Origin of the sequence: Prevotella sp. HUN102 (assembly GCF_000688375.1) — a bacterium.
Classification (GTDB): Bacteria; Bacteroidota; Bacteroidia; order Bacteroidales; family Bacteroidaceae; genus Prevotella.
In genome coordinates this window covers 700,822-726,281 of the sequence record NZ_JIAF01000004.1, presented here as the reverse complement: position 1 = coordinate 726,281, position 25,460 = coordinate 700,822, and the positions used below count along the sequence as shown (strand labels likewise).

Genomic DNA, 25,460 nt, shown 5'->3' with positions numbered 1-25,460 from the left:
GGTTTTAACGAACTTCTTTTCACCGTTATCCTGACTATCTCCACTATATTTGCAACAAATCAACTAAACATTTCAATAACCAATATGAGAAAAATTCTGATTGCCGTTGTCGCAGTATTGGCGAGCGTCTCTTCTTGGGGACAGAAGTCCGTACCGGTTTATCTCGACAACACAAAACCAATCGAGGAGCGTGTGGAGGATGCGCTCGCACGAATGACGCTCGATGAGAAGTTGGGCGTGATACACGCACAAAGCAAATTCTCGTCAAGAGGAGTTCCCCGGCTCGGTATGCCCGACTTCTGGACCGACGACGGACCTCACGGAGTGCGCCCCGACGTGCTGTGGGATGAATGGGAACAAGCCGGACAGACCAACGATTCCTGCGTGGCTTTCCCTGCATTGACTTGTCTGGCAGCCACATTCGACCCTTCGCTGGCGATGAGATACGGTATAAGTCTGGGCGAAGAAGCACGCTATCGTGGCAAGGATATGATTCTTGGCCCCGGTGTAAACATCTACCGCACTCCATTGAACGGACGCAACTTTGAATATATGGGCGAAGACCCATTCCTTGCGTCCACAATGGTTGTTCCCTACATACAGGGATTGCAGAGCAACGGCGTTGCGGCCTGCGTGAAGCATTACGCTCTGAACAACGACGAAGAGTATCGTAATCAGGTGAATGTCGTTATTTCAGACCGTGCGCTCCACGAAATCTATCTCCCGGCGTTCAAGGCTGCCGTGCAGAAAGGACACGTTTGGGGACTGATGGGTGCATACAATCTTTATAAAAATCAGCACAACTGCCACAACGAAATCCTATTAAATCAAATCCTTAAACGTGATTGGAAATTCGACGGAGTGGTAATTTCAGACTGGGGAGGCGCACACGACACCGAACAATCCGTGATGAACGGCCTCGATATGGAGTTTGGCACTTGGACGGATGGCTTGCATTTCGGTGCTTCCAACGCCTATCAGAACTACTATCTTGCCAATCCTTATAAGGAAGGTATCCTGAACGGAAAGTACACAACGAAAGAATTGGACGACAAAGTGCGCCGTGTCTTGCGCACTTTCTTCCGTACCACGATGAATCCCGACCGTAAAACGGGTTCAATGTGCTCGGAAGAGCATTACGAAACTGCGCGCGACGTGGCAAATAGCGGCATCGTTCTGTTGAAAAACGACAAGAGCGTGCTTCCTGTCAATGTGTCGAAAGCAAGGCGAATCCTCGTTGTCGGCGAGAATGCCGTCAAGATGATGACCGTCGGCGGTGGTTCTTCCTCGTTGAAAGTTCAGCGTGAAGTGTCTCCTCTCGATGGCCTCAAGGCTGCATTGCCGGGTGTTCAGGTAGACTATGAACGTGGATATGTGGGCGATGTAACGGGTGCATACAATGGTGTTACCACAGGACAGGATCTTTCTGAAAGCCGAAACGCCAGTCAGCTCATTGCAGACGCAGTTGCAAAGGCGAAGAATGCCGACTATGTAATCTTCTTCGGTGGCTTAAACAAGTCCGATTATCAGGATTGTGAAGGTCACGACCGTAAGAACTACGAGCTTCCGTACAATCAGGATGCAGTAATCGAGGCTCTGGCAAAGGCCAACAAGAACTTCATCTACGTGAATATTTCGGGTAATGCAGTTGCTATGCCTTGGATAAACAAGATACCTGCTATCGTTCAGGGATGGTTTATCGGTTCGGAAGCAGGCAATGCGCTTGCTGATGTTCTCACAGGCAAGGCCAATCCATCGGGCAAACTGCCGTTCAGTTGGGGCAGAACGCTGAACGATTATGGTGCACACGCCCTCAATACATATCCCGGAAAGTGGCGTGCTGACAAGAAGATAATAGATGAGGAATACAAGGAGGGCATCTATGTGGGCTATCGCTGGATGGATTCAAAGAAGATAAAGCCTACCTTTGCATTCGGACACGGACTCAGTTACACCACATTTGCCCTCTCCAACCTCCGTGCATCGACAAAAGACGTAACGCGCGACGGAAAGATTACCTTCACAGTCAATGTGAAGAACACCGGCAAACGCGCGGGAGCTGAGGTTGTTCAGCTCTACATTCACGACGATGAAGCGAGCGTGGACCGTCCATACAAAGAGCTGAAAGGCTTCCAGAAGGTGTTCTTGCAACCCGGTGAGAGCAAGGACGTACAGATAACTATCGACAACGAAGCGATGAGCTTCTACGATGAGGCATCAAACGGATGGAAGAGCGAGAACGGTTCGTTCACGGCACTCGTAGGAAATTCATCAGACAACCTCCCATTGAACATTAAATTCAATTTGAAATGAGAAAAATATTTTTAGCAATAGGCATTTTGTGTTCGGTGCTTACGGCATCGGCACAAGACGATATGAAAACCTTCGTCGATAATCTGATGGCGAAGATGACGCTGAAAGAGAAAATCGGTCAGCTTAATCTTCTTCCCGGTGGCGACATCACAACCGGACAGGCAATGAACAGTCCGCTCGGAACGCTTGCAGCAAAAGGCGAACTCGGTGCCATTCTCAACGTGAAAGGACAGGATAAGATTCGAGAGTTGCAGGAGATTGCCGTGAAGAAGAGCCGTCTGGGTATTCCTATGATATTCGGACAGGACGTTATTCACGGTTATGAAACCGTTTTTCCCATTCCGTTGGCACAAGCGTGCTCTTGGGATCTCGCTGCCATCGAAGAAGGTGCCCGCATCGCTGCAAAGGAAGCTACGGCACAGGGCATCAGTTGGGTATATAGCCCGATGGTAGACGTATCAATCGACCCCCGTTGGGGACGCATTGCAGAGAGTGCCGGCGAAGATCCTTTGCTCAACGGTCTCGTCGGAGCTGCGCTCATTCGCGGCTATCAAGGCAACTACGGTCCGGAAAATGCAATGGCCTGCGTGAAGCACTATGCGCTTTACGGTGCAGCCGAGGCTGGCCGCGACTACAACACCACGGATATGAGCCGTGTCCGTATGTACAACCAGTACTTCCTTCCGTTCAAGATGGCCGTCGAAGCCGGTGCAGGCTCGTTTATGTCGTCTTTCAACATCGTAGACGGCATACCGGCAACCGGCAACAAATGGTTGCTTACGGAAGTGCTTCGCAATCAGTGGAAATTCGACGGCTTTCTCGCTACCGACTACGGTGCTATCAACGAAATGAGCGTACACGGAATTGGCGAACAGGACGTGTGCGTTGCACAGGCACTCAAGGCAGGAACAGATATAGATATGTGCTCCGGTGCCTACATCAACCAGTTGGAAAAATGCCTCAACAACGGTACTGTTACCATCGCCGACATTGATTTGGCTTGCCGCCGTGTGCTGGAGGCAAAGTATAAACTCGGTCTTTTCAAGGATCCTTACCGATTCTGCGACAAGAAGCGCGCCACAAAGGATATGTACACGGCGGAAAGTCGTCTTGCAGCCCGCAATCTTGCAGCCGAGACCTTTGTTCTTCTGAAGAATCAGCACAATCTCCTCCCATTGAAGAAGGAAGGAAAGATTGCGCTCGTCGGACCTTTGGGCGACACAAGAAACAATCTTCCGGGTATGTGGTCCACAGGAGACAAGCCTGAGAAGTACACTACGCTGAAAGAAGCTATGCAAAAGGCACTCAAGGGTAAGGCAACCGTAACCTATGCACAGGGCAGCAACATCTACCGCGACGCACAGACGCAGAAAGCTGCATCGTTCGGGCGCGAGATTACTCGTGTAGACGATACCCAAGCCAAGGCAGAAGCATTGCGCATTGCCCGTGAATCCGATGTCATCATAGCTGCACTGGGCGAAATGGCAGAGATGAGCGGCGAAAGCTCAAGCCGAAGCGACCTTCATCTTCCCGATGTTCAGATGGAACTCTTGCAGGCACTCGTGGCTACGGGAAAGCCAGTCGTACTGCTTAACTACTCCGGCCGCCCCACCATTCTCACTTGGGAAAACGAGAATGTAAACTCAATTCTCAACGTTTGGTACGGTGGATCAGAAACCGGCGACGCCATCTGCGACGTCCTCTTCGGCGACAAAGTGCCCAGCGGCAAGCTCACAACGACCTTCCCTAAGTCTATGGGACAGATTCCTATGTACTACAATCATCTGAACACCGGTCGTCCGGTTCCCGACGGCGCACAGGAGTTCCGCAAATATCAGAGCAACTACCTTGATATTCGCAACGATGAGCTTTACCCATTCGGTTACGGGCTCAGCTATACCACGTTCAGCTACGGCGACATCACGCTTTCAGCAAACTCTATGAGCCAGAGCGGCACGGTAAAAGCAACCGTTACCGTGAGCAATACCGGCAGATACGATGCCGACGAAGTAGTCCAGCTCTACATCCGCGACAGATTTGCAAGCATTTCCCGTCCAGTTAAGGAACTGAAAGGATTCGAGCGCATCAGTCTGAAAGCAGGCGAAAGCAAGACAATCAGCTTCAACATCACGCCCGATATGCTGAAATTCTATAACAGCGACCTCCATTTCGTGCTCGAACCGGGCGACTTCGACATAATGATTGGCCCTCACAGCAAGAACCTAAAGACGGCAAAGCTCACGGTTATTTAATAATGAATGACAAAGGAAACGAGTGGACAAGTGAACAAGGATACAAGTTTATGAGCTTGCAAGCGAATGTGAGAACAAGACTATAAGTCCACAACTTACCACATTATACATTAAACGCTCCCAAACCTGACAAAATAGGGTTTGGGAGCGTTTCTTTTTATGGCTGGACTCAGGATACCTGGAAATCAATACATATTATTCTCGTTTTTTATGAGCAGAAAATACTTGCTGATAACGCAAACAGCATCGTACACTATAGTCGTAATGGAAGTACAATCCCGCAATCAGATAAGACAGAATAAGCATTATGTATCTTTCTCCACACTCACTTACATCAGCAGCCACTTCCAAACCGGCATTACTTCTATGATACCGAAATCATCTTCTATCCTGTCAGATTCATCATTGGTCAATATCAGACGACGCTTGCAAGCGAGCACCTTAGGAATTTTTCTCAAGGCATTTACCTCACGCTCGTAAGTTTCAGGTGTTTGGATTATACTATACGAAACCTGTATGGCAAGTCCATCTTCCGGAATATAGAAATCCACTTCCACTTTATTATTATAAAAGAAGATTCTCTCATTATCAGAGTCGTGCCCGTATTTACGAAACAAAGCAAGTGCCACGATATTTTCAAGCAGTATAGTTTCACCATTAAGCAGAAACAAGTTCAGTATTCCATTATCTATGAAATAGTATTTACCCGAAGTTTCCTTTTCGGCAAATGGTGCGGAAACATTTCTAAGCCGTAACAAGAGCCACGCTGCTTCACTGTATTCAATATATTTACTGACAGTTGGCATCGTTATTTTTCCACTTACCGAAGAAAGAACATTCGCCAAACGATTGTAGGAAACCGGCTGTCCCACATTCTCTGCCAGTTTTTTAAGCATCAGCCGCAACAAGGCCGAATTAGATATGCTGTTCCGACTGACAATATCTCCCAAATATATTTTCTGAAATGTGCTGCTGAGATAATTACGCTTAACTTCAAGCCTTATTGATTCCGGCAATCCTCCCCAAGCAAGATATTCATTCCAAGCACGAAGCATTCTCGCACGTTCCTCAGTAGCCAACAATGATATTTCATCGTGTGGAACAGCTTGCACATCAAGAAATTCTTCAAAACTATAAGGATAGACTTCCGTTGTCAAATAGCGGCCTCCCAAGGTTGTCATTATCTCCAAAGACAGCATTTTGGCATTACTGCCCGTAATCCAGACAGAATATTTTCTGTCAGCCAAGCGACGGGCAAACTTTTCCCATCCTTCAATATTCTGTGCTTCGTCCAGAAAAAGCATAGGACGCTTTCCATACATTTCCGTATGGGATTCCAATATAAGTTCGAAATCATTTGAGTCAAACGATGTCAAACGATCATCTTCAAAATTAAGATACAGCATTTCATCCCATTGACAACCGGCATTGAGCATCTGCTGCATTTTCTGATAGAGCATAAAGGATTTTCCGGTACGACGTACACCGACAAATACACAGCATCCAAAATCATCTGAAGGTAATGCACGAGGGATTACCTTATAATTTTCAACATCCTTTTGATTGGATGCCAAAACCTGTTTAACAATATCCTTACTAATCATTCCTGCTGATTTTCAAACTTATATTTTGAACTTTTAGCACAAAGTTATAAATTATATTTTGAATTTTTATCATATTTCAATAAAAAATTCTTTTATCAGGTCTGCTGATTAAATAAAATCGACAACTATCTTCGATTTATCCCTTGCTTTGGAAAAGCAATACGGCAAGTTTTTTTGACCAAAATTCCAAAGACTGGATTTATCGATTGACTTTCAAACAATTCCAAACTATTTCTCAAAATAATATTCGTCTGCCCGAAAATGAGCAAACGAAAGGAATGATTGTTTGGCAGATGCCTTGTCAATTACAGCTATAAAAGCCCGATTAATTCCTCCAAACTGTCTGCAACCTGAATATAATTGCGATAATCGCCACGGATGAATCCTTTCGACTGAAGGTCGTCCAGAACGGCAATCAGAGGATTCCAGAACCCTTTTATATTATAGAGAATGGTCTTCTTGTGGTGGTAGCCGATGGTGGATGATGCGGCAACGGTAAAAATCTCGTCAAGCGTACCCAGTCCACCGGGCAAGGCAATGAAAACCTCGCTCTGACTCATCATTATCTCCTTACGGTCGGAAAGGTTGTCGCACGGAAATTCAATGTCGATACAGTCGCTTTTCTTTCCTCCCTGCTCAATAATCTGCGGGATAACGCCGATGACGCGTCCGCCTGCATCGTGTACCGACCTGCCGATGCACTCCATCAGCCCGATGTTGCACCCACCATAAACCACCGTGTGCCCGTTCTCACCCATCCATCTTCCCAGCTTTTCGGTCTCCTTGAAGAAGTCGGAATCGATATTGTCGTTCGCCGAGCAATATACTGCTATGTTCATATTCTGAAAGATTTAGTCTGTTGTATTCTATATAATATACGTAGCAAACTTCAAAATATTATTCCTTTCTGACAGATGCACGGAGAATGAGGCGCAGACTCTGCCTGTAATTGAAGTAATTCCACATCCAGTTCAGGAGAATGACGGCTTTGTTTTTCACGCCTAAGATGGAACGGAGATGCACAACGAGCCAAAGTATCCACGCCGAAAGTCCGCCAAACTTCTGTCCGCCGATTTCCGCCACAGCACACTTACGCCCGATGGTAGCCATAGTGCCGAGATTCCTGTACTTAAACGCCATTAATTCTTTTTCCCGGAAATGGTTCTTGAGATTCCCTGCAAGTGTTTTGGCCTGCTGCATTGCCACCTGTGCCAACTGGGGATGCCCCATCGGATATTCAGCGTCGCCCTCCACGATGGCCTGATCGCCGATGCAGAAGATATTCTCATAGCCGCGCACCTTGCTGTATCTGTCGGTTATCAGACGACCGGCACGCCCTATGCTCTCATCGGCAAAACCTTCAAACATATTTGCACGAATGCCACTCACCCAAATAACGGTTTTGCTTGGAATCCTCGTGCCATCCTTCAGTATCAATTCGTCGTCCTGAAAATCCACGGCAAACTTGTTTCCGATAATGTTCACGCCCATAGCCGTCAGGTCTTCTTCGGCACGGGTGGAAGACTTCAGGTCCATCGCCTTCAGCAGCCTGTCGTCGGCATTCACGAGATAGATATTCATCTTTGAAGAATCCAAATCCGGATAATCGCGCGGAATGACCTTCTTCTTCATTTCTGCCATAGCCCCCGCAATCTCCACGCCCGATGCACCTCCGCCTACGATGACAATATTGAGCAATGCCTGACGCTTCGCCTCGTCTTCTTCGGTCTCGGCAAGTTCCAGATGTTCGAGGATGGTATTGCGCAATCGCATTCCCTCGGCCACGGTCTTCATCGGCAGCGTGTTCTTTTCTATATTCTCATTCCCGAAGAAGTTGGTCGTGGCACCTGCCGCAAACACAAGATAGTCGTAATGAATGGTGCCCACCGAAGTCTTGAGTGCATTTTCTTCGGGAATCACCCTTTCCACATTTGCCATTCTGAAGAAGAAATCTTTCTTTCCCTGAAACAATCTCCGGAACGGAAACGAGATACTACTCGGTTCCAAGCCCGCCGAAGCCACCTGATAGATCAATGGCGGGAACTGATGATAATTATTCCTGTCTACAAGTACTACCTGATACTCCGAATCGAGCAGGCGGAATGCCAATTCCAAACCGCCCAGTCCACCACCTGCAATAACGATGCGTTTCTTCTCACTATGCGCAATATTCGCTTTCATATTCCTAAAATATATAAATTCTGGATTGTAAAAATACAAGTGCAAATGTAAGCAGAAATCCAACAATAATCATTATGATTTGCCATATTTATTATAGGATATTAAAAATATTCATCTATATCAATTTGAAACTACTATAACGGCATATTAACACCCTATGTTTCATATCGCTACGAACGAAAGACAAATTGTATTTCCAGTCTTTTCGGAAGGTATCAAACTAACAATCCAAATCGCTCGTCCTTAACATTCTCTTAGCATATATTTATCCGTTCTTTTCTTGTAAGTTTATTTTTTTCATTATATTTGCAGCAAGAATAGACAATTAGTCGTTATTAAAGTTAATTATTTGAGTTAGTAAAAAGGAAAAACTTTAAGTGTAAAGGTTTAAAAAAGCGAAGACTCTCTGCAGGGATTGCAGGGAGTTTTTTCTGTTTGAAGACATTATGAAAGAGAAGAAAAACAAAGAAAACAGAATTTTGTAAATCATTGAAAATCAGCGAATAAAAAATCCGTTTCCAATCTTGCGAAGAATGCAGCGCAATCTTCGCAAAAATGCAACGCAAACGTGCGAAGAATGGAACGCAATCTTCGCACGATTGAAAAACGTGTCTGCATACACGGAAATCATTGTTTCATTTGCGCATCAGCAATACAATGTTCCTGGACGAATGAAAAGTGCAGAAAGGCAAGAGTTTTCCGGGCAGAACAAGTTCCACGGACGAGTTAAAATTCAAAAATTAATTGATTTATGGCTGCTTTTATTTGTCAGTTCGGAATCTTAAACGTAACTTTGCACCCCGAAAAAGGATATCAGTCACCGTAAAAGGCTTGAGATTGTAAAAGGAAAGAGCAAGCCTTATGTTTCTTTAAGTGGGTTCGTTTGGTGGCGGAATGTCCTTAATAGGATTTCATTTATAAATAAACGAATTTGAAAACATTTGAAGAATTAGGCGTTAGCGAAGAGATTCGCAAGGCCATTAGTGAGTTAGGTTTTGAACAGCCTATGCCTGTTCAGGAAGAAGTAATTCCTTATTTGCTCGGTAACAGAAACGACGTAATCGCACTCGCACAGACGGGTACGGGCAAGACTGCCGCATTCGGCATTCCCCTTTTGCAGCGCATCGACACCAAGAGCAAGGACACACAGGCCATCGTGCTCAGTCCGACGCGCGAGCTTTGTCTGCAGATTGCAGACGACCTCAAGGATTTCGGCAAGTATATTCCCCACCTGCACATCGCAGCCGTATATGGAGGTGCGTCCATCGACACACAGATCAAGCAGCTCCGTCACGGCGTCCAGATTATCGTTGCCACACCGGGCCGTCTCATCGACCTGATGAACCGTGGCAAGGCAAAGCTGGAAAACGTTCACAACGTGGTGTTCGACGAGGCAGATGAAATGCTCAATATGGGCTTTCAGGAGAGTATTACGGAGATTCTCACCAACGTTCCCGAAGACCGCAACACACTGCTGTTCTCCGCTACAATGAACCGTGAGGTGGAACGCGTGGCAAAAGGCTATCTACACGACTACAAGGAAATCGTGGTTGGCTCAAGAAACGAAGGTGCCGAAAACGTGAACCACATCTACTATATGGTTCACGCTAAGGACAAGTACCTTGCACTGAAACGTCTCGTAGACTTCTATCCGAAGATTTACGGCATCGTTTTCTGCCGCACAAAGATTGAAACGCAGGAGATTGCCGACAAACTGATCAAGGACGGCTACAATGCCGAAGCTCTGCACGGCGACCTTTCGCAGCAGCAGCGCGACCTCACGATGCAGAAGTTCCGTTCGCATCTCACGCAAATTCTCGTTGCAACCGACGTTGCAGCACGTGGTCTGGACGTGAACGACCTTACACACGTAATCAACTACGGCCTGCCCGACGACGTGGAAAACTATACCCACCGGTCAGGACGCACGGGACGTGCCGGCAAGAAGGGTACTTCCATCTCCATCATCCACATCAAGGAGAAGTACAGAGTACGTAACATAGAAAAAATCATCGGCAAGGAGTTCGAGGACGGAACGCTCCCTTCGGCTGAAGAAATATGCAAGAAGCAGCTCTTCAAGACGATGGACAACATCCTCAAGACGGATATCGACGAGGAACAGATTGCTCCTTACGTTGCAGACATCAATCGCCAGTTCGAGTTCATCGACAAGGAAATCATCATTCAGAAGATTGTTACAGCCACTTTCGGCCGTTTCCTCGATTATTACAAGAATGCACCCGAGATAGAAAAGCCGGTGGCAGGCCGCGGTGGGCGCGACAAGGGGCGCGGCGAACGTGGCGAAGGACGCACACGCGAGCGTTCCCGTGGTCCGCGCAAGGCTGAAGCAGGTTTCAAGCGTCTCTTCATCAACCTCGGAAAGACCGACGGTTTCTATCCGGGCGAAATAATGCAGTTCATTAACAAGAACGTGCAGGGGCGTCAGGAAGTGGGCCATATCGACCTTCTGATGAAGCAGGCCTACATAGAAGTGCCCGAACAGGACGCACAGAAAGTGATGGCAGCTCTCAACGGACTTACATACAAGGGGCGCGAAGTGCGCTGCAACGATGCCGATGAGGGTGGACACGGGTCTCGTGGTGGTCGTGGTGAAGGCCGTGGTCGCAGAGACGAAAGCCGAGGAGGCTATGGCGAACGCCGAGAACGCAGCAGCCGCAATGCTGGTCGTGGTCGTCGCGATGAAAGTCGTGGCAGCAAAAAGCGCAACAATGACGGCAACGACTTTGCCACACAGCGCAAATTCAGGAAAGACGACTGGAAAGAGCTGATGAAAGGAAACGACAGCGTAAAGTTCAAAGGCGATGAACCTGACTTCACGGAAGAAGGATGGGCACGCCGTAAACCAAAGAAGAAATAGTAAAATCCACGAAAAATAAAATCACACACCAAAGAACCTTGCTTGGGAATAGCCCTTGCAAGGTTCTTTTTTTGATAATCAGGAGGAATTGATTGGATATTTACTGACCAGTTTATCCGTTGTCTCTGCTTTTACTGTGCTAAAATGCAATTTCCTTTTGAGAAACAACGGCTACGGAAAAAGTATAGATGATAAATGTAAACAATAGATTTTTCTAATAAGTAAATCTGTTTACAAGCATATTCTATTAATTATGCACGGAAAAACAAGGGACAAGCAGAGCCGAAACGATGGGGATGGAGAGTTCTACTTGTCAATCTGTTTCCTTATGTTCGTTTGATTATCCCGAGTTTGGAGGAAGGGGATGATTATTTCTTCAGCAAGGCAAGTGCCTTGTTCTCGTTATCTTCCATTATCTCACGCTCGCCCGGACCCTTGTCGTTGATTCCGCAAAGGTGGAGTATGCCGTGGATAATCACGCGGTGAAGCTCATCCTCGTAGGCTTTTCCGAACTTCTCGGCATTGGTGCGCACCGTATCCAGCGAAATCACGATGTCGCCATTGAGCACGTCGCCCTCGCAATAGTCGAAAGTGATGACATCCGTGTAGTAGTCGTGCCCAAGATATTCATTGTTTACTTCGAGAATCCTCTCGTCGCTGACGAACATATAGCCGATTTCGCCCACCTTTCTGTCGTGCGTTGCAGCTACGGCCTTGATCCAATTCGTGGTATCGCGCTTCTTTATTTTTGGAAGTTTTACGTCCTCTGCGTTGTATGTTATCATATTCTTTTCTTTTTATCGGCTTTTAATAGAGCTGCTTGGGCATTCGTTCCTTTCAGTAGCCTTTCGGAAGAAATGCGCTCACGTCTCTCCCGAAGTGGGTGAGTTCGCGCACGAGGGTGGAACTTATGCTCTCGTATTGTGGTTCTGCATAGAGCAGTAGTGTTTCCATTCCTCCCAACTGACGGTTGATGTCGGCCTGTTCGCGCTCGTATTCAAAGTCTTTCACGCTGCGCACGCCCTTTATGAAGAATGTTGTGCCTTCGCGTTTGGCGAAATCAACCGTAAGGTCGTCGTATGCCTTCACTTCTATTTTCGGTTCGCCGGCATATACTGCCCGAATACGCTCTGTGCGCACTTCGGTCGGTTCCATATACTGCTTGCGTTCGTTTATGCCTACACCTATGACTATTCTGTCGAACAACGGCAAAGCACGGCGCACGATGGAGTCGTGTCCGATAGTAAATGGGTCGAAACTGCCAACAAACAAACCTGTCTTCATTGCTTTTTCTTATATTGAGCGTTCTTTCAACTGCGTGAATACGTTGCAAAAGTACGCTATTTCCACAATATTTCCAAATATTCTCTTCATTAAAACTGCCACTTTTCAATCTCCGGCAAAGCCCTTGATATCCTGTAAGGAAACGTTTCCGAGAATATTGATAATGCTGATTTCATCCTTTTCCACCGCCAACAGCACAAATTCGTTCTTTCCGTTGCCGCGGTTCTTCTGATAAATGGTTACGCGCTCGTCGCCGTCGTTTACCTTCATTGCCACTTCATACCGCTGCTGGTTGAGAACGGTGGTGGCAAAGTTCTTGATTCCCTGAATCATCGACGGACGCTCGCACTCCAGTATCTGCATATGCTCCAGTTTCTTGGCTATCTTTGATAAATCCTTGTCGCCTACCTTGCCTCCCATCATCTGAAACATATTCTTCGATATGTAGACGGTGCTCACTCCTTTCACATCCTCGTATTTATCGAAAATTGCCTTTTGGGCAAATGTCTGACCGCAAATCAGCGACAGCAGAAATATAAAAAGTATCTTTTTCATTTCAACAAACAGTTTTATTAATTCGTTATTTTTTCCAATGTACCGAGTCCCTTGTTCAGACTCTTCGAGAATTTGGTCAGCGCACGGGCTGCTTCTGCCGACGCATCTTCGGGATTGTCGTATGTATCGGCCTGTTCGATGCTGCTGAGATTATCCTCCTTGCCCTGCCTGCTCACGAAGATGCCTATGCTGAAGAGTATCAGCAGACTGGCAGCCACGCCGACAATCCAGCGCAGACTTATGCGTGTGGCACTTCTTCGGACAGTCTTTTCAACCCTGTTCCACTGGTTGATTTGTCTTTCCAGACGCTCTTCCAACCGGTCGGGAACGGTTGCGTCATCCGTATTCAATGCCCGGAAGAATACCTGTTCGGGCTTCAATTCCTCTGCAATGTCGTTTGCAGAGAAATATTCCTTCAACGCCCGCTCTTCCTCCTCGGTGGTATTACCCTCGTAAAAGCGTTCGAGCAAATCCTTTATATCCTCTGTCTTCATCATCGTTTCATCTCCTTTATCTGTTCTCGTATTCGTTTTCGCGCCCTGCTCAGCACCGAGCGCACGTTTACTTCGGTCAGTCCCGTTGCCTTGCTGATTTCTTCGTAGGGTCTGTCTTCTATATCCCGCATCAGCATAACCTTTCCTTGTGGGTCGGGAAGCTGAAGAATCAGTTTCCGTATCCGTTCCATTTCGTCGGCAGATTCGATTTCCCGGTTCAGGTCTTGCGAAGACTTCAGCGTCATCTTGCCGATTTCAGCATCTGATTCCACGATGTGCCCGCTGCGCTGTACGTCGTAGAAGAGCCGTCGGAGTATCGTTATGCTGTATGCTTCGGCATTCTCCACGCCATCGAGCTGATCGCGCTTTGTCCATAAGCGAAGGAAAGTCTCCTGTACCAAATCTTCTGCCGACTGACTATTGCCCGTCAGTCGCCACGCCACAGCATAAAGTTTACTGTGGCACGGCAAAAAGAGAGATTTAAATTGCGAGGCTTCCATCTGTCTGTACTATTATAGATAGATTATGTATGCTTGTTCTTGGCGTTTCTGCCCTGATGTTCGATGACGTCTTCCACTTCGTCGAGATGTATTTTTCCCTTTATCTGAACCAATGTACAGTCTTCTCCGTCGCAGGTAATGACTACAAGCTCACGGATATACTCCTTTTTCATCTTTATCAATACGAGCGTATTCTCGTCTTTCGACTTCTGCCGCACCAGTTCTTCGTAGCCTTTGGCCTTGAAATTCTTTGTTCTTTCCGTGAAATCGCGCTTGATTTTCTCGCTGCACTCCTCCAGATCGAGCACACGCACCGATGAAATGCGTTTCAGGAACTTCATATCTTCTTTGTCCTCATCGTCCATAGCGACGGCAGCGAGCTTCAAAAGCAACTTCGGTACGTGAACATATTCCGCATTCTTGCAGTACATAAAGTCCCAGAAAAGGTTGGAAACGCCGTCAGAGCCACTTTGCCGGCTTGCAAAACCTGTGAGCGTGCTCAACAGGACGGCTGCAATCAATAGTATCCGTTTCATAGTCGCAGTTTATTTACCGGTCTGACTGTCTACAATAGCATCCACATCTTTCGGATTAATGTGTCCGTCTATCTTCACAATAGCGCAGTCTTCCTCGTCGATGGCAAAGATGATGAGGCTCGTTATTTCCTTTCCATCCGATTTCGTCATTATGCGCACTTTCTCCCCGTCGGAATTTGCTCTTATCATATCCTCATAATCGCCCAGATTGGCTTTCTTTACGGCAGCGTTGAGTTCCTTCTTCAGCGCGTCGCTTGCATCCTCCAATGCAAGAATCTGCATTGATTCTATCTTGTCTGCCCACTTTTTGGCATCCTCGTCATTGGAAGATTTCAGTCCCATACTGATAAGACTTTTGGGAAGGTTTACCAAGGTTGCGTTCTCTCTGTTCTTGAACTGATTGAATACGTCGTCAATATTCTGTGCCCAACTGCTGAGACTTGCCGCACAAAGAACCAATGTAAGAAATAATGTTTTCATCTTCTTTATTTTTAAAGGTTTATATTCCGTTTACAATTATAGAGACGGAAACTGCTATATTTTTGTGGCAAAGAAAATGAAAAAAGAGAAGTTTTAGAGGGGAGTAAATGGATAAGGAGACAAGTTTACGAGTGGACGAGTGGACAAGTAAATTTGTTCAGCGTCGTGTCATTGCAGCCTTACTTTTCTCGTTGTTTTCTTGATATGGTAATATACTTGTTCACTCGTAAACTTGTCTCCTTGTTCACTTGTCCCTTGTCCACTTGTAAACTCGCTTCGCTCGCCCTCTTACAGACTGAACAAATCGGGTTCGGCTGCCGATGACCCTAAGATGTTCCGTCCCAGATGCTCGTATGCGAGCGGAGTTGCCATACGTCCGCGCGGCGTTCGCTTGATGAAGCCCTCCATTATAAGATAAGGCTCATAGACTTCCTCCACCGTTCCCGAATCTTCGCCGATAGCCGTGGCGATAGTAGACACGCCGACAGGTCCGCCACGGAACTTATCGATAATCGTCAATAGTATCTTGTTGTCTATTTCGTCCAGTCCGTACTGGTCGATGTTCAGCGACTGGAGAGACGACTGTGCTATCTGAGGGTCAATCGTTCCGTTGCCCTTTACCTGTGCAAAGTCGCGCACACGGCGAAGCAGCGAGTTGCAGATACGGGGCGTGCCACGTGAACGGCGTGCTATCTCTATGGCTGCATCGTCTTCAATGGGCACTTTCAGCAGTCTTGCCGAACGTTTGATAATCCGTTTGAGCGTCTCGGGGTCGTAATACTCCAAGTGAAGATTGATACCGAAGCGGGCACGGAGCGGAGCCGTGAGCAGTCCGCTGCGCGTTGTTGCGCCGACGAGCGTAAACGGATTCAGGTCTATCTGTATGGAACGTGCCGAAGGCCCTTTGTCTATCATAATATCGATGCGATAATCCTCCATTGCCGAGTACAGATATTCCTCAACCACGGGCGAAAGCCGATGGATTTCGTCGATAAAGAGCACATCGTTCGGCTCGAGCGAAGTGAGAATGCCTGCCAGATCGCCCGGCTTGTCGAGCACCGGTCCCGAGGTTATCTTGAAGCCCACGCCCAGTTCGTTGGCAATGATGTTGCTCAGCGTGGTCTTTCCCAGGCCCGGTGGACCGTGAAGGAGCGTGTGGTCGAGTGGTTCGCCACGGTATTTGGCAGCCTCAACAAAGACTCTCAGATTCTCCACCACCTTTCCCTGTCCGCTGAAATCATCGAACGAGGGAGGCCGTAGCGCATTCTCAAAGTCCTTTTCGGTCGAAGTCAGCCTTTCTTCTCTTATGTCGAAATCTTCATCCATATCGTATTTCCGTATCGTTTTGCAGTAAAATTCAAAGTAACGAGTGAACACTATATTCTCTGCAAAGATAACCAATAAAATCGAGAATTGACAACAAGGAATAAAGATTCGCTGCCGAAGCACCGTGTTTTCGGAGAAGACTTTGCCAAATTTGCTTTTAGGGTATTCCTTTTTCCATACGTTTCTTTATTGCTTTCACAAACTGCAATCGCATTCAAGATGAGAGAGCAAGCTGTTTGCTCTTTTCTTGATGCTCTAAAACGCCGTCGCTCTGCACAGAACCATATATGAAAAATATTTACACTATTGTTTTATGCCGTATCTTTTCATTTATTTTGTAACAGATTGATATTGAGTGATTTATGAGCGTCGTTGTTTCGTGTTCCATTTTTACGAAGATTGCGCTGCATTTGTGCGAAGAATGCAGCACAATCTTGCGAAGAATGGCGTGCAAACGTGCGACGATTGCTTTTCAGACGAAACGGGAATGAAAATTAATTTACAAATGCCGTTCTTTCATTATTTGGAAGAGGATAATGGAAATAGGCGTTACGAGCCTAACAATTAGCGTGATAAAGCATTAAAAATAATGAATATATTTTGTGTTATCTATGGATTCTGCTAACTTTGCAATGTTTTAAAACAAATCTGATTATGAAGATAGCATTGATAGGCTATGGCAAGATGGGGCGGATGATTGAACAGATTGCGCTCGATCGCGGACACGAAATAGTTTGCAAGATAGATGTAGATAATCCTCAGGATTTCGATTCTCCCGAGTTCGCCTCGGCAGATGTGGCGATTGAGTTTACCAATCCTACTGCTGCGTATGGTAACTATCTGAAAGCCTTCGAGCACAATGTGAAGGTGGTAAGCGGCTCTACGGGATGGATGCAGACGCACGGAAAGGAGATAGAAAGGCTCTGCACGGAGGGAGGGAAAACCTTGTTCTGGGCGAGCAATTTCTCTATCGGCGTAGCAATTTTCTCTGCCGTGAACCGTTATCTGGCAAAGATTATGAACGGTTTCCCACAGTACGATGTGGAAATGGAGGAAACACACCACGTACATAAGCTCGATGCGCCGTCGGGTACTGCGATTACGCTGGCCGAAGAGCTGATTTCTAACCTTGACCGAAAGGAGAATTGGGTAAAAGGACATCAGACAAATGCCGACGGAAGCGAAGAGGGCAGCAACGACGCAGCCGAAAACGAAGTGCCGATAGCCTCCATCCGTCGCGGCGAAGTGCCCGGAATACACAGCATCAGATACGATTCCGAAGCCGACAGCATCACCATCACCCACGATGCGCACAGCCGCAAGGGTTTTGCGCTCGGAGCAGTGCTTGCCGCCGAATACACCAAGGAACACAGCGGACTGCTGACCACAAGCGACCTTTTTAAGTTCTGAAAATAAATACTGGGCTGCCCGTCTTTCTGGGACGGTGTGCCTGATAAAAACAAACCAATGATTGATAAAGAAAAAGCTAAACTGAACCCAAAGAAACAATGGGCTAAGTTCATTATCGTAACACTACTCTATCTCCTTTTCCTGTATTGGGTGAAGAGCTGGTTGGGACTTTTCGCGCTTCCGTTCATCTTCGATGTCTACATCACGAAGAAAATAAAGTGGCAGTGGTGGAAGAATTTTGAAGGACCGGCGAGATTCGTAATGAGCTGGGTGGACGCTATCGTCTTCGCGCTCGTGGCAGTATATTTCGTCAATCAGTTCTTCTTCCAGAACTATGTGATTCCTTCCTCGTCATTGGAGAAATCGTTGCTTACCGGCGACTATCTTTTCGTCTCCAAAGTGAGCTATGGCCCGCGCATTCCGCAGACTCCGTTGGCGATGCCGCTCACGCAGCACACGCTGCCTTTCTTCAATATCAAGAGCTATATTGAGAAACCACACTGGGAATATCGTCGCGTGAAGGGACTCGGAAAAGTGAAGGTAAACGACATCGTGGTGTTCAACTATCCTGCCGGCGACACCATTATGAGCGATCTTAACTATCAGGCACAGGATTTTTATCAGACGGTTTACACCCTCGGACTCAATATGATGATGCAGGAGAATCCTACGCTGAACGTCCGTAATATGAATCCTATGGAGCAGAGAGACTTCTACGCCAAGGCATACGCAAAGGGACGGGGCTACATTGCCGCAAATGCGCAGACGTATGGAGTGATAGATTCGCGTCCGGCAGACCGTCGTGAGAACTACGTGAAGCGTTGCGTGGGTCTTCCGGGACAGACGTTGCAGATCAAGAACAAGGTGGTTTATCTCGACGGAAAGGCAAACAAGGAGCCGGACAACGTGCAGTACACCTATTTCGTGAAGCTGAACAACATCACGGCTGCCGATTTCCTCGGCGAAGAATACGACGATATGCGCAAGGAACTGGGCATCAGCGTGGAAGATGTGCAGAGCATATCCCGTCTGCACGGCTGCGACGTGAGCAACGGACTGATTCTGAACAATGCTGCCTTGCAATACGACGGCTATTTGCCGCTGACAAGGAATGCGGCTTCGGCACTGAAGAGCAGGGGAGTCGTGAAGGAAATGCGCCTTGTTACGGACAAGGATGTTTATTCCGGACCGGTATATCCGCTCAATCAATATCATAACTGGACGCGCGACAACTACGGTCCGGTATGGATTCCGGCAAAGGGAAAGAGCATTGAACTGACGATGAACAACCTTCCGGTCTATGAACGCTGCATCAAGGTATATGAAGGCAACGACCTCGAAGTGAGGAACGGCAGGATTTTCATCAACGGCAAGCAGACCAGCAAGTACACCTTCAAACTCGATTACTACTGGATGCAGGGCGACAATCGTCATAACTCTGCCGACAGCCGTTATTGGGGCTTCGTGCCTGAAGACCATATAGTGGGCAAACCACTGTTCGTATGGTGGTCGAGCGACCCTGACAGAAAGGGATTGAGTGGTATTCGGTGGAGCCGATTGTTCACGTGGGTGGATAATATAAAGTAAAGGTGGCTCTCGGCGGGCTTATCCTTTGCTTCTCCTTTATGCAGAGGAGAGCGGAATATAACGCAGGCAGAGGTTTCTGCTTGCGTTTTTTGTTTCCTTATCAGACTCATTCCACTTGATAGGGGAGCATATAATAATAATGAGATAAAGTAACATTTGAATATGGTTTCATCAGATAATAACGGCAAATGCCGTGAGGGAGCAGCGGCGGTTTCCCATCCTTGTGGGGAAGAACAGGGAGCAAGGGCAGATAATGGCAGGGTGTGCATTCTCTCTTCTGCCTATTTTGGTCCCGTGCAATGGTATCAGAAGCTCAACAGGTACGAGTGCGTGATTGAGCAACACGACCATTTCGTGAAGCAGACCTACCGGAACCGGTGCGTGATAGCGACGGCAAACGGCTTGCAGTCGCTGTCAATCCCCGTGGAGAAGTTCGAGGGAAGCAAGTGCGAAATGAAGGATGTGCGCATCAGCGACCACGCCAACTGGCGTCATCTGCACTGGAATGCGCTGCTATCGTCGTATGGCGAAAGTCCGTTCTTCGAGTATTATCAGGACGACATACGCCCTTTCTTTGAAAAGAAGTGGGACTATCTGCTCGACTTCAACACGGCAATTATGGAGAAGATGTGCGAATTGCTCGATGTTCGTCCCAAATACAGTTTCTCAACGGAGTTCATTCCCATTGCCGATGAAGCGTCAGAATACCCTTATTCCGACTTCCGTGAAGCCATTCATCCGAAGAAACCGTTGCAGGATGCCGATTTCCATCCCAAGACCTACTATCAGGTGTACCGCCATAAATATCCTTTCCAGCCCAATCTCAGCATCCTCGACCTTCTTTTCAATGAAGGCAACGAGGCAATATTGTATTTGTAAGCCTGAACTTGAGGTAAGGGGACAAGGCGACGAGAATATACCAGGTACGAATATAAGTAATTGATAATCAACAGATAAAATATTCATTTGCAAACGTGCGAAGAATGGAACGCATTCTTCGCACGTTTGTCTTGCATTCTTGCGAAGATTGCCGTGCAATCTTCGGTTACTTGGAAATCGTACTTCGACACCCGAATTTAAGGATAAGTCTGAATGCAGACAACAATGGGTGTTTGGCTATCTAATCTGCCGTCCTACGGCGCATAACCTTCCCTTCTTTCCTTCTCCTTCCTTCGTTCCTCGGCAATCCGCTTCGCTTTCTTTTCGAGCATTGTTTCCCTGTATGCTCGCATAATAGGGTCTTCGGTGTCGGTGCCGTCGAGCTTCTTGAATATCTTTCTCAGTTGTGCCACGTGCTTTTTGTCTCTTCTCAAACGCTTGTCGAGCATCAGGCCGAAATCAAATTCTCCGACTGCGTGTGCAGGTGCCTCTTCCAAAATGTCGCGTTTGGGCATCTTGGCCAGCAGATCCTTGCCGCTGACAATATGTTTTCCTATTACCACCACTTCGTTCAGATAGTTTTTGGCCGGATAGAGAAAGACGGTATCGCGCAGAACTTCTTCACGCGTGAGCTTCTCATTGCGAAAGCCTTCGCCCGAAAAGGTAGCCGTCTGGAACGAATCAGGCAGTTGAATCAGCCCGAGATAGGTGGTTTTCCCAATCAGTTTGCCATCTGCCATCACCTTGATGTCGCGCAAAGGAAACTTGGTCAGCCCATCGCAGACCAATGTCTCTTGTGCATTCGTCTGAACCGATGCCCATAATGCCAATAGAATAAAAATATATCTTCTGCACATTCAACAGTCATATTAGATGCGCCAAAAGTATGGATAATTTTTCAGACAGCCGTTTTCCGTGCCTATAATTAGTTATAAATGAACTGAACAAAGTCTAAGAGACGACAAAAAGTGTTATTTGAAGGCTTTTGCTATTTTTTTCTTACCTTTGCACCTATGAAGATTGGAACAATAGATTTTGGAGAACGTCCCCTGTTCTTAGCACCGATGGAAGATGTTACAGACATAGGTTTCCGGCGAATGTGCAAGCGTTTCGGTGCTGCAATGGTCTACACGGAATTTGTCTCGGCTGAAGCCGTGGTGCGCAACATTAAATCGACGCTCAATAAGATTGTCATTAACGAGGAGGAACGCCCCGTCGGCATACAGATATACGGCCGGGACGTGGAATCGATGGTAGAAGCGGCGAAGATTGTAGAGCAGGTAAAGCCTGATGTAATCGACATCAACTTCGGCTGTCCGGTAAAGAAGGTTGCAGGAAAGGGTGCCGGATCGGGTATGTTGCGCAACGTGCCTCTGCTTTTAGACATCACGCGCGAAGTAGTGAAAGCCGTAAACACTCCCGTTACCGTGAAAACGCGTCTCGGATGGGATGCCAACAGCCTCATTATTACGGAACTGTCCGAGCAATTACAGGATTGCGGCATTCAGGCACTGACCATACACGGCAGAACGCGTGCACAGATGTACACCGGCGAAGCCGACTGGACGCTGATTGGCGAGGTAAAGAAGAATCCACGCATACGCATTCCCATCATAGGCAACGGCGACGTGATGAGCGTTGTTCAGGCGAACGAGCGTTTTGAACAGTACGGCGTGGACGCAGTGATGATTGGCCGTGCCACCTTCGGCTGTCCTTGGCTCTTTGCTGAACAGACATCCGCCCCTCTGACGCTCGACCAGAAGCTTGACGTGCTCGAAGAAATGCTGCGCATCAACGTGGAGCGCATCGACGAATATCGGGGTATTCTGCACACGCGCCGTCATCTGGCTGCGTCGCCAATATTCAAAGGCATCCCCGACTTCAAGCAAACGCGCATCGCTATGCTGCGTGCGGGCAAGATGGATGAGCTTATCGGAATACTGGAAATGTGCAGGGAACGGCTGAAAGAAGGAATTTAGCACCGAAGAAGTGTGAACAGAATTGACGGAGGGAAGATTACTTGATAATCTTCCCTCCGTCAGTTCTATCCTATCCTTGCCTCCTTCAGCTTCTCGCCTTCCATATTATACGCCGTGAAAACTCCGTTTTCATAGGTCATAAACGTTGCTTCGTTGCCTCCTTTCGGGAATGTGATGGAGCCGGTATTGCAAATCAGCGTTCCGCCCTGCGGCGTCAACTCCCAAAGGTGCGTGTGTCCATAGACGACGGCATCGAAATCTCCCCGCGGCATCTGATCCTTGTTGTATATGTGGCCGTGGGTAAGGAACAGTTTTCTGCCTTCATCTACGAGCAGAAGATAGTCGCCGAGGATGGGAAAGTGCAGCAGCATCTGATCCACTTCGCCGTCGCAGTTGCCCCTGATGGCTACAATTTCCTTCGCACGTTCGTTCAGCAGTTCCACAATTCCCTTCGGATCGAGTCCCTCCGGTATGGAATTTCGCGGCCCGTAGTTCAATATATCGCCGAGAATGCAGAGCATATCGCAATGCTCTTCGTCGTAGAACCTCAATACTCTTTCCAATGCCGGACGGCAACCGTGGATATCTGAAACCAATAAATACTTCATAGTGTCTTTTATTTTTCGCAAAGGTAATAGGATTTTTTGAAAAACGGAAACAAGTGGACACAGAAACAGGGACGGGCAGACAGGGGAAATACGGAATTACGAACCACGGATTAAGCGTTCCACAACCCTTTCCTGTTCCTTGTAAAAGCTCCTTTGCGCCATATCGCTCGCAGCAACCACTTCCTTTAGACTTGCCGAAAGATTCTGCATTTCCCAAGTTATGGTGTATCCGGCTTGCTTTCGGGCAGCAATGCACTTTTCCAACTCATACTTTGCCCCGGGCTTGTTGTCTCTGAAAAGCATATTTGCGAGCGTGAAACGCATACGCTGTCGGTATTTCTCTTCACGCTGGTTCACTATTGCCTTGCAGAGCAGGGCTATCTTGCAGCTCCGGTCCTCTATCAACTCCGAAAGTTCGTGGTATAGATACGACTGGCGATGGTTCCGAAGCAGGTGCCGATAGATGTTGATAGCCTTGTCCTTCTTGCCCATTATCTTGTAGATCATAGCCTTATAACGCTGATTGTTCATATTGTAGGGGCTGTGCTTCAGTGCCTCTGCGAGAATCGGAGCAGCTTTCAGTGCCATATCCACGGTGGGCTTTCCCTCCACTTCCTTGAAAACCTTGCCTACTACACGCATAGCAATCGAAGGAACAGGATGCCCGTTGCTGTTGCCTATCGTCCAGTCCTCGTCAGAGAGTTTTCCGATTCCCCAATCCGTGATGAACTCGAGCATAGAGAAGTCCGGATGATGCTCGAAAACGAGTAGTGCCGCACGCATCATAGCCGACTGCCCCCGCAGTTCTTTGTCGTCCATCGTGGGATAAAGGCGCAGCAGACTTTGGAAAATCTTGTAGGCTTCTGCGAGCTTTCGTTGCTGATAGCGCAACTGCATCATATCAACACCCACCCAGAACATCGCAATCGTGGTGTAATGTCCTTTGTGCGCAGCATACATTGGTCGGATGGCAGCATAGGCTTCCTCCGTTCTTCCCTGCTTTCCGAGTTCAAAAATGTCTTTCACTTCCATAGTATCGTCCCCTTTCTTCAAACACAAAGATAATAAATAATCTGCAAAAGAACAACATTTTCTGAATAAGTTCAGTATCTGCAAAGCAATAAATAAGCCTGTTTATCCTTTTGTCAAACTGCACTTCGGGTTTACGGAACACGAGAAACACAATGCAACTTGTAAGTAACTGAAAATCAACGGATATTTTTCCGATTTTCAAACGTGCGAAGAATGCAATGCAATCTTCGCAAAAACGGAACGCAAATGACCGAAGATTGCATTGCATTCTTCGGTCATTTGCAAAACGTGTGTTCAACTGCACAAAATGATACTTGCAGAACCTGTGTCCGGAACAGGGGAGAACGTACTAGAATAAGGCAAAACGTGAATAATTAGAAATGGATAATGACTGCCTGAATCTTGAATTATCCTAAAAGATGATAGCATCCTCCGGCCATTGTCTTCACCACTCCCTTCATCTCCAACTCAAACAAGAGCGCCGTCAGTCTTGATATTGCGATGTTGCTCTGCACGGAAAGGAGGTTGATTTGCAGGTCATTGTTCTTTTTCAGCACGTTTACGATGGCCTGCTCATCTGCCGAAAGGTCGGGGAAAAGGCTGCGCTCAATGCCTTGCTTCTGCGCTTTCTCCAGTTTCACGTCGCCGTCCCAGTTCATAGCCTTCACAAGGTCGCAGGCCGATGTGATGAGGCTTGCGCCGTTGTCGCGAATCAGGTTGTTGCAGCCTTCGCTGAACTCTGCGCCAATGGCACCGGGAAAGGCAAAGACATCGCGATGATAGCTGCGTGCAATGCTGCAAGTGATGAGACCGCCACCCTTTGCCGCCGACTCAATGAGCACGGTGGCGTCCGAGCATCCGGCTACAATTCTGTTGCGCTGCACGAAATTCTTGGCTATGGGCTGCGTCCGTGTGGTGTATTCCGTGAGCAGACCGCCTTGCTGTATCATCTTGGTTGCCGTCTCCCGGTGCCCTCTTGGGTAGATGTCGTCGAGTCCGTGCGCCACCACTCCCACGGTGTCTATTCCATTGCTGAGTGCCTCCCGATGGGCTGCAATGTCTATTCCGTAAGCCAGACCGCTGAATACGAGCACGTCGGGACAGAGCGACTGCAGTTCACGCGTGAATATTCTGATGAGTTCCTGACCGTAGGTGGTGCAGTGGCGAGTGCCGACGATATTGATAGTATGCCTTTTATTCAAGTCGGCATTGCCTTTATAGAATAGCACCAAAGGCGCATCGGCACATTCACGCATACGCTGTGGGTAGTCAGCATCGTTGAAACAGAGTATTTTGATGCCGTGCTCCTCGTTGTATTTCAGTTCCTCTTCAGCCCGTTTCAGGGCATTATCCATATCCTGCAAACCCTCAACGAGGTGTGGCGAAGCATCGGGCAGTATGTCCCTTATGTTGTTTCGGTTCTCAATGACAGCCGTTGCAGAGCCTGTCCTCTGATAGAGGGCGAGCAATGCGGCGGAATTGAAATAGCTGATACGTGCCAGAGCAACGGCGTAGAGTGTTTCTGAATCCATAACAGAAGACTTTAATGAGGACTAACGGGG

General features: G+C 47.6%; 22 protein-coding genes. 7 read left to right on the top strand and 15 right to left on the bottom strand.

Annotated elements, in window-relative coordinates; all coding sequences use genetic code 11:
- The first annotated feature begins 84 nt into the window (after positions 1–84).
- On the top strand, positions 85–2,313 hold the full coding sequence (locus P150_RS0108010) for a glycoside hydrolase family 3 C-terminal domain-containing protein (RefSeq protein WP_028897236.1): 2,229 nt from the start codon (positions 85–87) through the stop codon (positions 2,311–2,313).
- Complete coding sequence (gene bglX / locus P150_RS0108005; protein WP_028897235.1) at positions 2,310–4,565, top strand: beta-glucosidase BglX; 2,256 nt, start codon at positions 2,310–2,312, stop codon at positions 4,563–4,565. Before P150_RS0108010 ends, bglX begins: the two co-directional genes overlap by 4 nt.
- A 329-nt stretch (positions 4,566–4,894) precedes the next feature.
- Here bglX and P150_RS0108000 read toward each other — a convergent pair whose 3' ends face one another.
- From P150_RS0108000 to P150_RS0107990, 3 genes are all read right to left on the bottom strand, one after another.
- Positions 4,895–6,169: an ATP-binding protein gene (locus tag P150_RS0108000; RefSeq protein WP_028897234.1), complete on the bottom strand. Its 1,275-nt coding sequence runs from the start codon at positions 6,167–6,169 to the stop codon at positions 4,895–4,897.
- A gap of 311 nt (positions 6,170–6,480) precedes the next feature.
- The gene (locus P150_RS0107995; protein WP_028897233.1) at positions 6,481–7,008 is read right to left on the bottom strand and encodes a TIGR00730 family Rossman fold protein; all 528 of its coding nucleotides are present in this window, start codon (positions 7,006–7,008) and stop codon (positions 6,481–6,483) included.
- Between the two features lie 58 nt (positions 7,009–7,066).
- On the bottom strand, positions 7,067–8,350 hold the full coding sequence (locus P150_RS0107990) for an NAD(P)/FAD-dependent oxidoreductase (protein WP_028897232.1): 1,284 nt from the start codon (positions 8,348–8,350) through the stop codon (positions 7,067–7,069).
- 931 nt (positions 8,351–9,281) lie between these two features.
- Here P150_RS0107990 and P150_RS0107980 point away from each other — a divergent pair.
- On the top strand, positions 9,282–11,228 hold the full coding sequence (locus tag P150_RS0107980) for a DEAD/DEAH box helicase (protein WP_028897230.1): 1,947 nt from the start codon (positions 9,282–9,284) through the stop codon (positions 11,226–11,228).
- A gap of 368 nt (positions 11,229–11,596) precedes the next feature.
- On the opposite strand, the gene ybeY is transcribed toward P150_RS0107980, so the two are convergent.
- From ybeY to ruvB, 8 genes are all read right to left on the bottom strand, one after another.
- A complete protein-coding gene (gene ybeY / locus P150_RS0107975; protein ID WP_028897229.1) occupies positions 11,597–12,013 on the bottom strand; it encodes an rRNA maturation RNase YbeY in 417 nt (138 codons plus the stop codon).
- A 52-nt stretch (positions 12,014–12,065) separates the two neighbouring features.
- Positions 12,066–12,512, bottom strand: a complete 447-nt coding sequence (gene coaD, locus P150_RS0107970; protein ID WP_028897228.1) for a pantetheine-phosphate adenylyltransferase — start codon at positions 12,510–12,512, stop codon at positions 12,066–12,068.
- A gap of 105 nt (positions 12,513–12,617) precedes the next feature.
- Positions 12,618–13,067 (bottom strand): DUF4252 domain-containing protein, encoded by a 450-nt coding sequence (locus P150_RS0107965; RefSeq protein WP_028897227.1) that lies wholly within the window; start codon positions 13,065–13,067, stop codon positions 12,618–12,620.
- Between the two features lie 17 nt (positions 13,068–13,084).
- The gene (locus tag P150_RS0107960; RefSeq protein ID WP_028897226.1) at positions 13,085–13,564 is read right to left on the bottom strand and encodes an anti-sigma factor; all 480 of its coding nucleotides are present in this window, start codon (positions 13,562–13,564) and stop codon (positions 13,085–13,087) included.
- Positions 13,561–14,061 carry an RNA polymerase sigma factor gene (locus tag P150_RS0107955; RefSeq protein WP_028897225.1) on the bottom strand — a complete coding sequence of 167 codons (501 nt, stop codon included), beginning with the start codon at positions 14,059–14,061 and terminating at the stop codon, positions 13,561–13,563. The genes P150_RS0107960 and P150_RS0107955 overlap by 4 nt, the downstream gene beginning before the upstream one ends.
- A gap of 23 nt (positions 14,062–14,084) precedes the next feature.
- Positions 14,085–14,597: a DUF4252 domain-containing protein gene (locus P150_RS0107950; protein ID WP_028897224.1), complete on the bottom strand. Its 513-nt coding sequence runs from the start codon at positions 14,595–14,597 to the stop codon at positions 14,085–14,087.
- Positions 14,598–14,606: 9 nt separating this feature from the next.
- Positions 14,607–15,077 carry a DUF4252 domain-containing protein gene (locus P150_RS0107945; RefSeq protein WP_028897223.1) on the bottom strand — a complete coding sequence of 157 codons (471 nt, stop codon included), beginning with the start codon at positions 15,075–15,077 and terminating at the stop codon, positions 14,607–14,609.
- A gap of 288 nt (positions 15,078–15,365) precedes the next feature.
- Positions 15,366–16,403 (bottom strand): Holliday junction branch migration DNA helicase RuvB, encoded by a 1,038-nt coding sequence (gene ruvB / locus P150_RS0107940; RefSeq protein ID WP_028897222.1) that lies wholly within the window; start codon positions 16,401–16,403, stop codon positions 15,366–15,368.
- 654 nt (positions 16,404–17,057) lie between these two features.
- On the opposite strand from ruvB, the gene dapB reads away from it, so the two are divergent.
- The 3 genes from dapB (at position 17,058) to P150_RS0107920 (ending at position 20,279) form a co-directional block, all read left to right on the top strand.
- Positions 17,058–17,813 carry a 4-hydroxy-tetrahydrodipicolinate reductase gene (gene dapB, locus P150_RS0107930; RefSeq protein ID WP_028897221.1) on the top strand — a complete coding sequence of 252 codons (756 nt, stop codon included), beginning with the start codon at positions 17,058–17,060 and terminating at the stop codon, positions 17,811–17,813.
- Between the two features lie 57 nt (positions 17,814–17,870).
- Positions 17,871–19,400 (top strand): S26 family signal peptidase, encoded by a 1,530-nt coding sequence (locus P150_RS0107925; RefSeq protein ID WP_028897220.1) that lies wholly within the window; start codon positions 17,871–17,873, stop codon positions 19,398–19,400.
- A 162-nt stretch (positions 19,401–19,562) separates the two neighbouring features.
- Positions 19,563–20,279, top strand: coding sequence for a WbqC family protein (locus P150_RS0107920; protein ID WP_081819301.1), 717 nt, complete (start codon positions 19,563–19,565; stop codon positions 20,277–20,279).
- A gap of 254 nt (positions 20,280–20,533) precedes the next feature.
- Here P150_RS0107920 and P150_RS0107915 read toward each other — a convergent pair whose 3' ends face one another.
- Positions 20,534–21,136: a hypothetical protein gene (locus P150_RS0107915; protein ID WP_028897218.1), complete on the bottom strand. Its 603-nt coding sequence runs from the start codon at positions 21,134–21,136 to the stop codon at positions 20,534–20,536.
- 156 nt (positions 21,137–21,292) lie between these two features.
- On the opposite strand from P150_RS0107915, the gene dusB reads away from it, so the two are divergent.
- Entirely contained in the window at positions 21,293–22,258 is a 966-nt protein-coding gene (gene dusB / locus P150_RS0107910) for a tRNA dihydrouridine synthase DusB (protein ID WP_028897217.1), read from the top strand.
- A gap of 65 nt (positions 22,259–22,323) precedes the next feature.
- Here dusB and yfcE read toward each other — a convergent pair whose 3' ends face one another.
- From yfcE to dprA, 3 genes are all read right to left on the bottom strand, one after another.
- Positions 22,324–22,866, bottom strand: coding sequence for a phosphodiesterase (yfcE, locus tag P150_RS0107905; protein WP_028897216.1), 543 nt, complete (start codon positions 22,864–22,866; stop codon positions 22,324–22,326).
- Positions 22,867–22,962: 96 nt separating this feature from the next.
- Positions 22,963–23,898 carry a hypothetical protein gene (locus tag P150_RS0107900; RefSeq protein ID WP_028897215.1) on the bottom strand — a complete coding sequence of 312 codons (936 nt, stop codon included), beginning with the start codon at positions 23,896–23,898 and terminating at the stop codon, positions 22,963–22,965.
- Between the two features lie 407 nt (positions 23,899–24,305).
- Positions 24,306–25,430: a DNA-processing protein DprA gene (gene dprA, locus P150_RS0107890; protein ID WP_028897214.1), complete on the bottom strand. Its 1,125-nt coding sequence runs from the start codon at positions 25,428–25,430 to the stop codon at positions 24,306–24,308.
- Between the last annotated feature and the right edge of the window lie 30 nt (positions 25,431–25,460).